The sequence below is a fragment of the Algibacter lectus genome, from assembly GCF_900112395.1.
Lineage (GTDB): Bacteria > Bacteroidota > Bacteroidia > Flavobacteriales > Flavobacteriaceae > Algibacter > Algibacter lectus.
The window spans coordinates 367,166-382,160 of sequence record NZ_FOLN01000003.1 but is presented as its reverse complement, the minus strand read 5'-3'; the positions used below and the strand labels follow the sequence as shown (position 1 = coordinate 382,160).

General features: G+C 33.8%; 10 protein-coding genes. 3 read left to right on the top strand and 7 right to left on the bottom strand.

Going from position 1 to position 14,995, the window contains the following annotated elements:
- The first annotated feature begins 32 nt into the window (after window positions 1-32).
- Window positions 33-365 carry a single-stranded DNA-binding protein gene (locus BM246_RS07395; RefSeq protein WP_042496414.1) on the top strand — a complete coding sequence of 111 codons (333 nt, stop codon included), beginning with the start codon at window positions 33-35 and terminating at the stop codon, window positions 363-365.
- A 251-nt stretch (window positions 366-616) separates the two neighbouring features.
- Window positions 617-2,983, top strand: coding sequence for a hybrid sensor histidine kinase/response regulator (locus BM246_RS07390; protein WP_052415193.1), 2,367 nt, complete (start codon window positions 617-619; stop codon window positions 2,981-2,983).
- A gap of 14 nt (window positions 2,984-2,997) precedes the next feature.
- On the opposite strand, the gene nadB is transcribed toward BM246_RS07390, so the two are convergent.
- From nadB to BM246_RS07375, 3 genes are all read right to left on the bottom strand, one after another.
- A complete protein-coding gene (nadB, locus tag BM246_RS07385; RefSeq protein ID WP_074936848.1) occupies window positions 2,998-4,554 on the bottom strand; it encodes an L-aspartate oxidase in 1,557 nt (518 codons plus the stop codon).
- A 1-nt stretch (window position 4,555) separates the two neighbouring features.
- Window positions 4,556-5,494, bottom strand: a complete 939-nt coding sequence (gene nadA, locus BM246_RS07380; protein WP_394345340.1) for a quinolinate synthase NadA — start codon at window positions 5,492-5,494, stop codon at window positions 4,556-4,558.
- Between the two features lie 176 nt (window positions 5,495-5,670).
- The gene (locus BM246_RS07375; protein WP_074936844.1) at window positions 5,671-7,479 is read right to left on the bottom strand and encodes a hypothetical protein; all 1,809 of its coding nucleotides are present in this window, start codon (window positions 7,477-7,479) and stop codon (window positions 5,671-5,673) included.
- 287 nt (window positions 7,480-7,766) lie between these two features.
- On the opposite strand from BM246_RS07375, the gene BM246_RS07370 reads away from it, so the two are divergent.
- A complete protein-coding gene (locus tag BM246_RS07370) occupies window positions 7,767-10,355 on the top strand; it encodes a phosphoenolpyruvate carboxylase (RefSeq protein WP_074936841.1) in 2,589 nt (862 codons plus the stop codon).
- A 358-nt stretch (window positions 10,356-10,713) separates the two neighbouring features.
- Here the strand turns inward: BM246_RS07370 and BM246_RS07365 are convergent, their stop codons facing one another.
- From BM246_RS07365 to BM246_RS07350, 4 genes are all read right to left on the bottom strand, one after another.
- Window positions 10,714-11,946 (bottom strand): ammonium transporter, encoded by a 1,233-nt coding sequence (locus BM246_RS07365; protein ID WP_074936839.1) that lies wholly within the window; start codon window positions 11,944-11,946, stop codon window positions 10,714-10,716.
- 22 nt (window positions 11,947-11,968) lie between these two features.
- Window positions 11,969-12,307: a P-II family nitrogen regulator gene (locus tag BM246_RS07360; RefSeq protein ID WP_042502472.1), complete on the bottom strand. Its 339-nt coding sequence runs from the start codon at window positions 12,305-12,307 to the stop codon at window positions 11,969-11,971.
- A 155-nt stretch (window positions 12,308-12,462) separates the two neighbouring features.
- The gene (locus BM246_RS07355) at window positions 12,463-13,752 is read right to left on the bottom strand and encodes an ammonium transporter (RefSeq protein WP_042502734.1); all 1,290 of its coding nucleotides are present in this window, start codon (window positions 13,750-13,752) and stop codon (window positions 12,463-12,465) included.
- An 81-nt stretch (window positions 13,753-13,833) separates the two neighbouring features.
- Window positions 13,834-14,820 (bottom strand): outer membrane beta-barrel protein, encoded by a 987-nt coding sequence (locus BM246_RS07350; RefSeq protein WP_042496780.1) that lies wholly within the window; start codon window positions 14,818-14,820, stop codon window positions 13,834-13,836.
- Window positions 14,821-14,995 lie beyond the last annotated feature (175 nt).

The following is a 14,995-nucleotide window of genomic DNA, read 5'->3' as shown; positions in this document are numbered from 1 at the left end:
CTATAGATGGTAAGCATTAAAAAATTTAAATTATGAATGCACTTAGAAACAAAGTACAGTTGATTGGTAGATTAGGGCAAGACCCAGAAATTGTAAATTTTACCGATGGTAATAAAATGGCGAAATTTTCGCTAGCTACCGACGATAGTTACAAAGACAAAAATGGCAACAAAGTAGAGCGTGCTTACTGGCACAATATTGTGGTTAGAGGCGGCCTTGTAAAGGTTGTTGAAAACTATGTTACAAAAGGAAAAGAAATTGCCATAGAAGGTAAATTAACAAACCGTAGTTACGATGATAAAGATGGCACTAAACGTTACGTAACCGAAATTGTTTGTAACGAACTCCTTATGCTAAGTAAATAATACTTAACCTAAATACGTTTTTTAAAAGCAGCATCTAATTGAGGGATTAGGTGCTGCTTTTTTCACATCATTACATTAAACCTATCAAACACGAAATTTATTTCAAAAAATATCGTATTGAAAGAATTTATACTCAAAAAATATATCGTTGAAATACATTTTTAAACGTTAAAACGCAATATTAATGTTAATAAAATTCAATTATAGACTTTTATTACTTATGTTTGACCTGTTTAATGCCTACCCCCTACATGAAACAGTTTTTAGCTTTAATCTACTTATTCAGTCTATGCCTGTACGCTCAAGATGACATCTATTTTCCAGAAAAGAGCAAAGGAGAGTTATATGAATATGCCCAATTTACCAACGCAGGCAGCTTAAACATAAGCCTTAATGATGTTACCCAAAGTCCACTACTCCATTTTGAAAACTTAGAATCGAACAACCAAAGTGTTGGTTTTACATCTGATAGTTATTGGATTCGTTTTAAACTCGAAAACAGTGGCACAGAATCTAAAACCTACTATTTAGAAACCGGACGCCCTGTAACCGATTATGCAGAACTTTATCAAATTTCGAAAGCCGAAACTAAAGTGTTTAAAAGTGGCGATCAAATAGATTTTAAAGACAAACAGGTAAACCACAGGTCTACAATTTTTAAAATCAATTTACCTCCAAATGAAACACAACAAATTTATATTCATCTAAAAAGTGATGGAGAAACCATAAACCTACCCTTAAATTTATACAGTGAAGCCTCTTTTTGGAAAACAAATTACTTCCAACAATTATTTTTAGGTCTTTTTTATGGACTACTCCTTTTAGCCGGTATTATTTACTTATTTTTTTATAGCACCATAAAAGAAAAAGCCTTTTTGTATTATGGTATCTATGTATTTTCAATTTGCTTTATGCAAGCAGCATTAGATGGTTTTATACACGAGTATATTTTTACAGATGCAAGCTTTCTTAATAGCCGAATAGTATTAATAACCGCCCTATTCTCTAACTTCTACCTGCTTAAATATTGCGAATACTTTTTACAAGTAGATACGCATTTAAAATCTTTTAAAACGGCATACTACGTGGCTTATGGCATTATAGCGTTCTTGTTTACATTGCTATTTGTAAACTCGAAATCTTTAGAAATTGCCTACCCAATAAGTAACTTAAATGGCTTATACAGCTTAATTTTAATTTTATCTAGTGTATTTACATTACGTTATAAACGCATTAAAATAGATCCTTATTTCTCTTTTGGTATTTTGTTTTTAGTAATTGGCTTATTAGGTTTTGTTATGAACAACCTAAGCCTGCTACCAAACAACTTTTTCACACTGAATAGCTCTAAATTCGGCTCTGGTTTAGAGGTGATTTTCCTATCGCTTTCCATGACGAACCTGATAAAATACATGCGCATTCAAAAAGAAAAATTACAAAAGGAGGCGTTAATAAAATCGGAAGAAATAGGTGAACTTAAAACCTATTTTATGTCTAACATGAGCCACGAACTTAGAACACCTATTAACGCCATTATGGGTATTGCTGAAATTGAATTAGGCCGACAAAAGAACAAAAAAACAAACGAATCTTTCGAAATTATAAAAAACGCATCGTTAAGCTTACTAAGTAACGTGAATGATATTATTGATTTTGAAAAAATTGAAAATGATAAATTACACCTCAGTCCTACCGTTTTCAATCCTGCCATTCAACTACAAGAGATTAGCGACAATTGGAAAATTGAAGCAGAGAAAAAAGGACTCGACTACAAGTTTGATTTAGATAACAGAATTCCTAAAAAAATACTAGCCGACTCCACACGCTTTGTACAAGTAATAAATAATGTGTTGGCTAACGCTTTGAAATTTACTGATAAAGGCAACATTTATTTTAAGCTGATTTGTAATGAAATAAATACCGACACCTGCCAGTTTTCTATTCAAATTTCGGACACAGGTATTGGCATAGACCAGAATTCCATAAACAATGTATTTGAAAGTTTCAGTCAAATGCGACTAAACCATAAACGTGAATTTGGTGGTATTGGCCTGGGCTTAACCATAGTTTACCATATTGTTAAACTATTTGATGGCGAAATAAAAATTAGTAGCAAAATAAACCAAGGTACAAATGTATTTATTAATTTAAACTTCCGTTACATCTCAGAAGAACAACCCGCAGTAAAAAGCATTATTAACTCCCACAAAGACAAACCTTTGAAGATTTTAATAGCAGAAGACAACAAGATAAACCAAATGGTTTTATCTAGAATTTTAAAAACCAAAAAAAACATTTCATTCACAGTTACCAACAACGGAAAAGAAGCCATAGAAATGCTTAAAACCGAAACTTTTGATATTATTTTGATGGATTTACAAATGCCAATTATGGATGGTTACGAAGCCACATCTATTATCAAAAGCGGTAGTTTAGGCTCTGTTATAGCGGGTATCCCAATTATAGCGATAACAGCAGATGCTATAGACGAAACTAGAGCACACGTTCTAAAACTAGGTATGTGTGATTACATTACCAAACCTTTAAATCAAGATTTATTATTCGAAAGAATATATACGCATTGTTTCCCAGATGATAATATTTTAAAAATTGCTTAGTTTAAAACTTCGTGTTAAACATTATCAATATTAAAATACCCACCTTTATTTTCCTTGCGCTCTATAGATTGGTTTACAATTAAATGAGCAACATTTAGCATGTTACGCAATTCACACAACGAGGTCGTTATTTTCGATTTTTTATAAAAAGCCTCTACCTCATCATAAATTAAATCTAAACGCTTAATAGCACTCTTAAGCCTATCATCACTACGCACAATACCAACATAATCACGCATTATAGCTTGTAGTTGTTTTAAATTATGCTGAATAATAACGTGCTCTTTAGCAATAGTTGTACCCTTATCATCCCAGTCAGGAATATCTAAATCAAAAGTTTCTAAAGTATTTTTACTATGAAATTTAAAAATATTATGTGCATAAACCATAGCCTCTAGCAAAGAGTTTGATGCCAACCTATTTGCGCCATGAAGTCCTGTTTTAGTACATTCTCCGCAAGAAAATAGATTTTTAATAGATGTTTTTCCATCCATATCTACATCAATACCACCGCACAAATAATGTGAAGCTGGCACCACAGGAATCCAATCTGTTTTTATATCAATATGGTTATCTAAACATTTTTGGTAAATATTAGGGAAATGTGCTTTAAAAGCATCAATATCTAAATGAGAACAATCTAAAAACACATGTGTTTCCCCCGATTTTTTAAGCTCACTATCAATACTTTGAGACACAATATCGCGCGACGCTAATTCGGCACGATCATCATAATCAGGCATAAAACGATGTCCATTTTTGTCGCGTAAATACGCTCCAAAACCACGTACAGCCTCAGATATTAAAAAAGAAGATTGATCGCCACGCACATCATACAAAGCTGTAGGATGAAACTGAACAAACTCCATATCGGAAATTTTAGTTTTGGCACGGTACGCCATAGCAATACCATCTCCTGTAGCAATAACCGGATTGGTAGTATGCCCGTAAACACGACCAATGCCGCCAGAAGCTAATAATGTACTCTTAGCTTTTATAGTAAAAATTTCACCCGATTTTTGATTTAAAACATAAGCACCATAACAGCCCTTTTCCAAAGGCTTAAGCTTTTTAATATGATGGTTTGTAATTAAATCGATAGCAAAATGATGCGGTAATAAAGTAATATTTGGTAATTGATGTACACGCTTTAATAAAGCCATTTCAATCTCAAAACCAGTAATATCTTTATGATGTACAATACGAAATTCTGAGTGACCACCTTCTTTACCTAAATCTAGGTTTCCACTAGCATCTTCATCAAAATTAGCGCCCCACTCTAGTAATTCTTTTAATCGATCTGGCCCTTCGTTTACAACCATTTCAACAACCTCCTTGCTACAAAGTCCGTCGCCCGCAATTAACGTATCGTCTACATGCTTTTTAAACGAATCTTTTTCGTGGTTTAAAACAATAGCCACACCACCTTGAGCATATTTAGTATTAGATTCTTCCTCGGAAGCTTTTGTTACAATAACAACATTTCTCTCGGGGAATTTCTCTGCAATTTTAACCGAAAATGTTAATCCTGCAATACCTGAACCAATTACTAAATAGTCTGCCTTTATCATATTATTTTGAAAGTTCTAACATACGCTCAATTGGCAATAATGCACGTTCACGAATTTTCTCGTCAACATCAATCTGTGGCGATTCGTTAAGCAAACAATCATATAATTTCTGCATGGTATTCATTTTCATGAAATGACATTCACTACAAGCACAAGTATTATCTTCCTTGGCTGGCGCCGGAATTAATTCTGTATCTGGCATTTCTTCTTGCATTTTGTGCAAAATTCCTGCTTCGGTAGCTACAATAAATTTCTCGTTAGCATGCTCTCTAACAAAGTTTATCATCCCAGAGGTAGAACCAATATAAGTAGCCGTATCTAAAATATGAGTTTCAGATTCTGGATGTGCTATAATTTTATGCTCTGGATATTTTTTATGTAATTCAATTAATTTATCGATTGAAAATGCTTCGTGCACAATACAACTACCATCCCAAAGTAGCATATCACGACCCGTTTCGTTTATTATATATTGTCCTAAATTTCTATCTGGAGCAAATATAATAGGTGTTTCTTTTGGTATAGATTGCACTATTTTTAATGCATTGGAAGATGTACAAACAATATCACTTAGCGCCTTAATTTCAGCCGAACAGTTTACATAAGTAATCACCACATGGTCTGGGTGTTTTTTAGTAAACGCAGCAAAATCTTCTGGAGGACAAGAATCGGCTAAAGAACAACCTGCATTCAAATCTGGTAAAACAACTGTTTTAGATGGGTTTAAAATCTTTGCAGTTTCCGCCATAAAATGCACACCTGCAAACACAATAATATCAGCATCGGTTTCAGCAGCTTTTTGAGACAAACCTAAACTATCACCAACATAATCGGCAATATCTTGTATTTCTGGCACTTGATAATAGTGCGCCAAAATAACGGCATTCTTCTCTTTTTTTAAGCGTTGTATTTCTTTCACCAAATCCATAGTAATCCTCATTTAACTGCAAATATCTTAATTAAAATGCGTATTAAATTCAGAATACCATAAAAAAAACATGAGAATAAAAAACCAGCATTCTTTTTATAAAATCATTAAATTATTGTTAAGTAAACTCTTAAATAAATGTCAAAATACAAAAAGCGTTTTGCGAAAAACCACAAAACGCTTTAAGTTTAAGCTTTAATAGTTAAGCTTTCTATTTCTAATTGAATCTCGTTTAACGTTAATTCTCCTTTAAAAAGCTCAGACAAAACAGATGCCTTAATATCTACAAATTCATTTTTTACATCATTAAAAAGCGATTGATAATACGCCACACCGGCTTTCATGTTCTTTGTAAAATTCAATAAGTATTTTTCTTCTTTTTTATTCATCGACACTCGAGCCTCAGCTAGTTTGTTTTTTAAGAAATCGATATAAATATCAAGCTCTTTAACAAACAAATTAGGTCTGTCTGTTCTAGAAACCATATTATCTCGCCCGTAAATATGATCGGTCATGTTTTTTAAACTCATTACCTTAGAATAATATGCCATATTAGGCCCCGGACAAACAGAAACACCTTCGCCTTCCGTTTTTGTATCTAACCCGTAAGCCAAAAGCGCAGAAGTACCCAAACCAACGCAAGTACAAGATTTTTCAATAATTTTATTGTATTGGTTTTGATAATCTTCCGGGGATAATTCTTGGTCTTTTAAAGCTTTTATTTTAAAATGTTGATATTCTCTAGATGCCGTACAAACACCTGTTTCCTTAAACTCTTTGTTCATGGCTACAAATTTCTTAGGGCACGAACTTCCTGGTCTACCTTTATCAATCCTAACCTGCTTTTCCGCATCTTTTGTATTATCTTTTAAATTATTAAAAGGCACACCTAACGGAGAAACACCACTTAAATACAAGTCGCCTTCTTCAGCTTTAGCTAATTTACTCAGCGTATCTTTATCTACAGTTGTAGCTTCTGGAACTAACAAAAACGGGCTACCCCAACCTACAGAATCTAAGTTGTAATGCTTCATTAAAAACTCATGCTCTTCAAAAGTTCCAACACCTCCTTGTGCTGTAATTTCAAAGTTTAATTCTTGTTTTGGTATGGCTTTATTTTGATTTAAAAGCTCCTGACTTAAAACACTATAAATTGTTTTTTGAAGTTCATCTCTATGCGCTTTAAACTCTGCCAAAACAGGCCCTAAAAGATACCCTTCTGTAGCAAAAGCATGACCGCCACAATTTAAACCAGACTCTATTCTATATTCCGAAACCCATAAGCCTTTTTTAGCTAAAAATTTTCCTTGAATTAAGGCCGATCTATAATCACTAACCTTTAAAATAATACGCTTTTTAAACGCACCGTTTTCATCTGGAAAGAAATCATTAAACTGAGACATATACGCATATAATCTCGGGTTCATACCAGCAGAAAGCACTACAGACGAGTTTAATTTACTGTTAGCAAAACCACGTAACGCCGCATGTGCATCGTTAAATTCTACAGGTAATTTTTCATCTTTTATATAGTTATCTTTATCAACTTTAGTCATGATATTAACGTCAATCGCGCCCATAGATAAATTGTTACTCACCCAGTTTTTAACCTTAGAGAAATCTAATTCTTTAGACGTTAGTTTTTCAAATTCAGCCTTCATTTTAGAACCATCGGGCAACATGCTGACATAATTAAAAAGTTCTTCGCTTTTTTCTGCGGAAACATTTTTTAATTCTTCAAATTTCTTGCCCGCTAAATCGCTAATTAAATTTAAATAAGAAGTAATTCTTTTTGCCCTAAAATCTTCTATTTTATCTGAAATTTCATGGTAAGGCACCTCAAACTTTTCGCTATACATTTTTCGTAATTTTTCAAGTAGAATATCATCTACCAAAGAAATCACAGAATCCATACCGTATTGAGCAACTTTTAAAGGAGTATCTATTGTAAATCCTATTCCCATAACAGGAATATGAAATGAATGTGTGTTTTTCATATTAATTGAATTAATCAACAAATGTAGACTAGGAATAGATTGATAAAAATGACATATATCATACTTTAATAACGTACAATGTTTTTATTTCTGAATCTTCTTGTAAAGAAAAGCTTAAAATTCTGCTATTTGCTATTATAAAGAATATGGCATTATCAACTTTTTTTTTAATTATTCATAATAAGGAATCTACAAACAACAAAAATTGACAAAACTTCAAACACCCTTCGTTCTTTAAGATTTCCTTTAGTACTTTTATGTTTTAATTTTAGAATAGAAAGAAAAAAATGTCTGTAGAGCCAAAATTAACACGATTTAATCAAAGTGTGTTGTCTAAATACCAAATTTACAATAGTATTTTTATGACACTTCCTTTTGATACTATTACAAAAACCGGTGTATTATTACCGTTGTTTCACGAAACTTGCGAAAAAGGATTCGCCCAAGGCGACAATCCAACAACCATTGTAGATACATTTTTCCAAAAATATCAAGGTCGTAGATCTGAAGAAAGCCAAATAAACCTATTATTCCGTTTTATCCAATACATAGAGCGCCAAGTAGTATTGTTTGATGCTATTGAAGATGCTGCTTTCCCTATTGTAAATAATATGGATGGTATTGGTACACTTAGACACCTTAAAGAAAAAGCAACTTCAGAAAACCAATTAGAAGCGCTTCAACAATACCTAGAAGAGTTTAAAGTACGTATTGTATTAACAGCTCACCCTACACAATTTTACCCAGGTTCAGTTTTAGGTATCATTACCGATTTATCGAAAGCGGTTAAAGAAAACAACCTAAATGGCATTAACGATTTGTTTGCACAATTAGGAAAAACACCTTTCTTTAAACGTGAAAAGCCAACACCTTATGATGAGGCAAAAAGCTTAATTTGGTATTTAGAAAACGTATTTTATAAATCGTTTGGAGATATTTACAACTATATCCAAACTAACATTTACGACGATACTCAAAAGCACAACGAAATAATTAACATTGGCTTCTGGCCAGGTGGTGATAGAGACGGAAACCCGTTTGTAAAACCAAACACAACAATAAAAGTTGCTAAAAAATTAAAACAAGCTATACTTAAAAAGTACTACGCCGATTTAAAAAACCTAAGACGTAAACTTACGTTTAGAGGTGTAGAAGAGCGCGTTATTAAGTTAGAAACAATTTTATACAACTTTAGTATAAACTTAAACACGGAAAAAACAATTACAGCCGATGAGCTGCTTAACGAATTATTAAGCATTAGAGACGTTATCGAAGCTGATCACCAATCGCTTTACATTAACGAAATTAACAGCTTAATTAATAAAATTAATCTTTTCGGTTTCAACTTTGCAACCTTAGACATTAGGCAAGATAGCCGTATTCACCACACCGTGTTTACTACAGTTATCGATAAATTAATAGAAAACAATCACCCATCGTTCCCTAAAAATTATCACGACTTATCCGATGATGAGCAAGTTAAAATTTTATCAGAAGTAAGTGGAGATAAAATTGATATCGATGTTTTTGAAGACGAAATGGTAAGCAACACGCTTAAAACCATTAAGGCTATCAAGAAAATACAGAAAACCAATGGTGAGCGCGGTGCAAACCGTTACATTATTAGCAACAACCAAACCGCATTAAACGTTATGCAACTTTTTGCAATGCTAAAATTAGTAGCATTCCAAGATGATTTAACGGTAGATGTTGGTCCACTTTTTGAAACCATTCCAGATTTAGAAAACGCGCCAGACGTTATGGAGCAACTTTACAGCAATCCTGCTTACCGTGCGCATTTAGAAAAAAGAGGAAACAAACAAACTATTATGCTAGGTTTCTCTGACGGAACAAAAGATGGTGGATATCTTATGGCAAACTGGGGTATTTACAAAGCCAAAGAGCGCCTAACAGCTATTTCTAGAAAATACGATATTACAGCTATTTTCTTTGATGGTCGTGGAGGACCTCCTGCGCGTGGTGGTGGAAAAACACACCAATTTTACTCTTCTTTAGGCCCAACAATCGAGGACAAAGAAGTACAATTAACCATACAAGGACAAACTATAAGTTCTAATTTCGGAACTCTAGACTCATCTCAATACAATCTAGAACAATTAATAAGTTCTGGTATTTCTAACCGCATTGGCAAAAACAACGAAGCCATGAGCGAAGAAGACAAAATTGTAATGAACGATCTAGCCGAAACAAGCTACACTGCTTATAAAGACTTTAAAGGTCACGCCATGTTTATACCATATTTGGAGCGCATGAGTACTTTAAAATACTATGCAAAAACAAATATTGGTTCTCGTCCATCAAAACGAGGCACATCAGATAAGTTAGTCTTTTCAGATTTAAGAGCCATTCCTTTTGTAGGCTCTTGGAGTCAGTTAAAACAAAACGTACCTGGATTCTTTGGCGTTGGCAAAGCATTAAAAGCCTACGAAGATCGTGGAGAATTCCATAAAGTTGAGCAACTATACAAAAACTCAAAATTCTTTAAGACCCTGTTAGAAAACAGTATGATGTCTTTAACTAAATCGTTTTTCGATTTAACAAAATACATGTCTAAAGACGAAGAGTTTGGCGCATTTTGGGATATTATTTATAACGAATACCTATCAACAAAATCGCTACTTTTAAAACTAACCGGTTATAAAGAACTTATGGAAAACGAGCCAGCAGGCCGTGCCTCTATTCAAGTTCGCGAATCTATTGTATTACCATTGTTAACCATACAACAATACGCGCTTAAAAAGATTCAAGAATTAGAAAAAGCCGAAGTTAGAGACGAAGAACAAATTAAAATATTTGAAAAAATTGTTACCCGTTCATTATTCGGAAACATTAATGCAAGTAGAAACTCTGCATAATAAAACATTCAAATTAAATACAAAAAGCCTCCAACTATGGGGGCTTTTTTACGTTAAAACATCTTCTATTATTTTTATTAGGGCGCAACCCAAAAGGGTCGGGCTATACGCTACAAGTCCGCGCCACCGCAATTACCATTGCGGCAGCTGTGGGCTTTTCACTACTATCCCTTGCGCACATATCGCAACGATAGTTTTAACCTTGCAAACACTATCCCTACACGCCAAATAAATAACCAAAAACACACTCAATAGCCAAACAATAACATCTAAAAAATCCCTCAAACAAAAAAGGTGTTTTGCATAAAGCAAAACACCTTTTTAAAATAATATAATTGATCAGTTAAATAGTTCTCTTCTAGTGATCGTTAGATCTAAAATCTGGATAAGCTTCCATGCCATGCTCATGAGCATCTAAACCTTCTAGCTCCTCTTTCTCAGAAACTCTAATACCAACAACCTTCTTCAAGGTAAATATAATAATAAAAGAGGTTACTAAACAAAAAACAGCGTAACAAGCTACACCAATTAATTGCGCTAAAAAGTTATGTTCTGGGTTTGTAGAAAAGATACCTACTGCTAAAGTTCCCCAAATACCACAAATTAAGTGTACCGCAATAGCACCTACAGGATCATCAAGTTTTAAAGCATCTACACAACTAACAGCTAAAACAATAAGTATACCTGCTACAGCACCAATAATAATAGCACTTGTAGGCGACATAACATCTGCCCCAGCAGTAATACCAACTAAACCACCTAAAATACCATTTAAAAACATGGTTAAATCTAGGTTTTTATATTTAATAAAAGTGAATAAAGCAGCAACTACTCCACCAGCTGCAGCAGCTAAACATGTTGTTACTAGAGTTAAAGATGTTAATTCTGGATTAGCAGAAAGCACAGACCCTCCGTTAAAACCAAACCATCCTAACCAAAGGATTAAAACACCTGCCGTTGCTAACGGTATATTATGACCAGGAATAGCCTGAGGTTCTCCATTTTTAAATTTACCAATACGCGGCCCCAATAAGAAAACAGCAACTACTGCTGCCCAACCACCTACAGAATGCACTAAGGTAGAACCTGCGAAATCGTAAAAACCTAATTGATCTAAAAATCCGCCACCCCATTTCCATGAACCAGCAATTGGATAAACCAACCCAACATAGATAATAGTAAAAATCATAAAAGGTCCAATTTTCATACGTTCGGCAACAGCTCCAGAAACAATAGTTGCAGCAGTTGCAGCAAACATACCTTGAAACAAGAAATCTGTCCAATACGTATAACCTTCATTATATGTTAAATCTAAAGCACCTTCCGCAGTTAACGGAGCCTCTAAACCAAAGCCTGCAAAACCAAAAATTCCAGCAGAACCTTCAGCAAAACCAGGGTACATTAAATTAAAACCTACTAAACAGTAAAGAAGTAAGCCGATAGTTATTATAAGAATATTTTTAAATAATATGTTTAATGTGTTTTTTTGTCTTGTTAGCCCAATTTCCAAAAATGCAAAACCAGTATGCATAAAGAAAACTAAGGCCGTACAGATCATCATCCATACATTATTTATTGTAAGTAATTCCATTTTGTTAGTTTAATTGTGTTATTTATTTTAATGTGTCACTACCTTTTTCTCCGGTTCTAATTCTGTAACACTCTTGTACATCTGATACAAATATTTTACCATCACCAACTTCTCCTGTTCCAGCAGAGTTAATAATTGTTTTTACGGTAACATCGGCAAAATCATCATTTACAACTATAGATAAATATCTACGTTGTATATCACTAGTACTATAACTAACACCACGATAAACATGCCCCTCTTTTTCGTTTCCAAGACCAGTTACGTCCCAGTAAGAGAAAAATATTACACCAACATCATGCAAAGCTTCTTTCACTACACGATATTTGGATTTCCGAATAATGGCTTCAATTTTTTTCATAATTTCATTTCTTAAATATGTTTAGTTTGTTAAGGTAAAAATTATTTGAATTCTATAAAACTAGAAGTTCAAAAGGTTTTTTTGAATTATCATAAACGCTTAAAAAGATGCCTTTTTGAGGCATCTTTTTAATCATTTATAGTAAATAATAGTTTTTATTCTTCGTCGATCTCTCTTTGTCTCTTACCATGGTAAGCGATAGATCCATGCTCTGTCCAGTCAAGACCAGCAATTTCTTCTTTCTCTGTAACTCTTAATCCAATAGTTTTCTTCATAATAAATAAGAAAACAAAAGATAAAACAATAGCCCAAGCTGCGTAAGCTAAAACTCCAATAGCTTGCGCTCCTAATTGAGCAGCGCCACCTCCATTAAAAATTCCAATTCCAGCATCACCATCGATACCCCAAAGACCTATAACTAAAGTTCCCCAAGCACCACAAATACCGTGTACTGAAATAGCACCTACAGCATCATCAATTTTTAATGTTTTTTCTACAAAACCAATTGAAAACACAACTAGAAGACCACCAACAAGACCAGCTAATACAGCTCCACCTTCGCTCATGTTTCCACAACCAGCAGTAATACTTACTAAACCAGCAAGTGCACCATTTAAAGTCATACTTAAGTTTGGTTTTCCATTTTTAATCCATGTTAAAAGTAAAGCACCCAAAGCACCAGCAGAAGCAGCTAAGTTTGTTACTAAAACAACTTGAGAAGCTGCAGTAGCATCATCACCACCCCAAGCTAATTGAGAACCACCATTAAAACCGAACCATCCTAACCAAAGAATAAATACACCTAAAGTAGCATACATTTGGTTGTGACCGTGCATTTCAACAGGCTTACCATCTAAGAATTTCCCAATTCTAGGACCTACCATCCAAGCAGCAACAAGTGCAGCCCATCCACCAACAGAGTGAACAATAGATGATCCAGCAAAATCGATAAATTCAGCAGGCATAATACCATCAGTGTTGTTTAACCAACCACCGTTCCATTCCCAACCACCAGCGATAGGGTAAATAAAAGCAGTTAAAACAATACTAAAAATAGCGTAAGTTGTATATTTTGTTCTTCCGGCTACAGCACCAGAAACAATAGTTGCAGCAGTTGCAGCAAATACAGTTTGGAAGAATAAATCGGCAGCTCCTTGAGAGAATGTAAAACCTCCCCAGTGGAAAAATCCACCACCTTGATCTGCTCCGTACATTAAAGAGTATCCTATAAACCAGAAGGCTAAAGAACCTACTGCAATATCTAGGAAGTTTTTCATGGCAATGTTTACAGCATTCTTAGAATCTGTCATTCCAGACTCAACTAAGAAAAAACCTGCTTGCATAAAGAATACCAGAATACCAGAGATTAGCATCCACATCATCCCCATATCGCCTTCAATAGCAGCGGTATCTTGAATTAATAAAGGTAAATTTAATATTGACATCATATTATATTTTTTTTGGTTAGTTAATAATAGCACTATTAAATCCCCGTTTTAAAAACGAGGATTTATAATATTTTAAACTTAGAAAGAGTAGATAGCAGCTAAAGTAAATGCAGCTAAGTTATCTGTTGCTGCAGCATCAGAATCTAAGTAAGGCATATCATTACTCCAAGAATCTAATCTTATTTCTGGCTTGATAGTTAAATTTTCTAAAGTATAACTACCTGTTAAAGTTGCAGCAAATACACTTGGTAAATCATCAACATCTTTAGCATGTAAACCAAAATACTCTCCTCTTAATCCTACTGTAAAAGATTCAGAAGCTGCAACCTGTGGATATAAAGCAGCTCCATAAAAGCCAGCATCATCACTAGTTTGGTAAGCAGCGTTTATTCCTAAGAAAAAGTCATCAGATAAATCGAATCCACCTGTATAGTCAATTTCAAAACCTAAAACAGTATCATTATCATAATAAAAGTTTAAGAATTGTCCAGCATACCCTAATTGAGCACCTAAAGCGTAATCCCCTGTCATGTTATCATAAACATCAGTAGCATTCATAACAGCTAACATTAAGCTAAAGTCATCAGATAAAGCAAAATCAGCTTTTAAACCTAAGTGAGAAAAAGGTCCGCTAGAGAACAAGTAAGATGTACTGTAGTTAAAGTTTCCTACTGGAGAAATAACTTCGTAACCCAAATACGTATTAAAACGTCCCATTGTTAAAGTTGTACCTTCAGACACATTCCAGTATGCATAAAGTTGATTAACGTAAAGATCATTATCTCCACCAGCAGCATCTACACCTCTTGGGCCAAATACTAAATCTGCAACCATACCTGTTTTTTCACCTTCATAAGAAGCAATAACGTTCGCCATACCAAGAGCAAATCCAGTTCTATTTGCGAAAGATGTCCCAAAACTTTGACCTAAATCATCAGAAGTAGTTAAGTTAGTTTGGTAATAAGCATCAATACTACCGCTTACAGATAATTTTGACTCCTCATCTTCTTGAGCAAAACCTATTGCAGCAACAAAAAGCATTGAAAGTGTGATAAATTTTTTCATAATTGTGTTTATTTTAAAGTTATAAGTTATTGGTTTATTCGTTAAGAACACCTCAAAACTATGGCAAAATATTTTAAACCCCTCAAAAAATAGGGGTAATTCGTTAACTTTTATCAATTACTCAATTTTATCCCTAATTTTTTAGGGGTATCTTCATAAATATTTTTATTTTTTG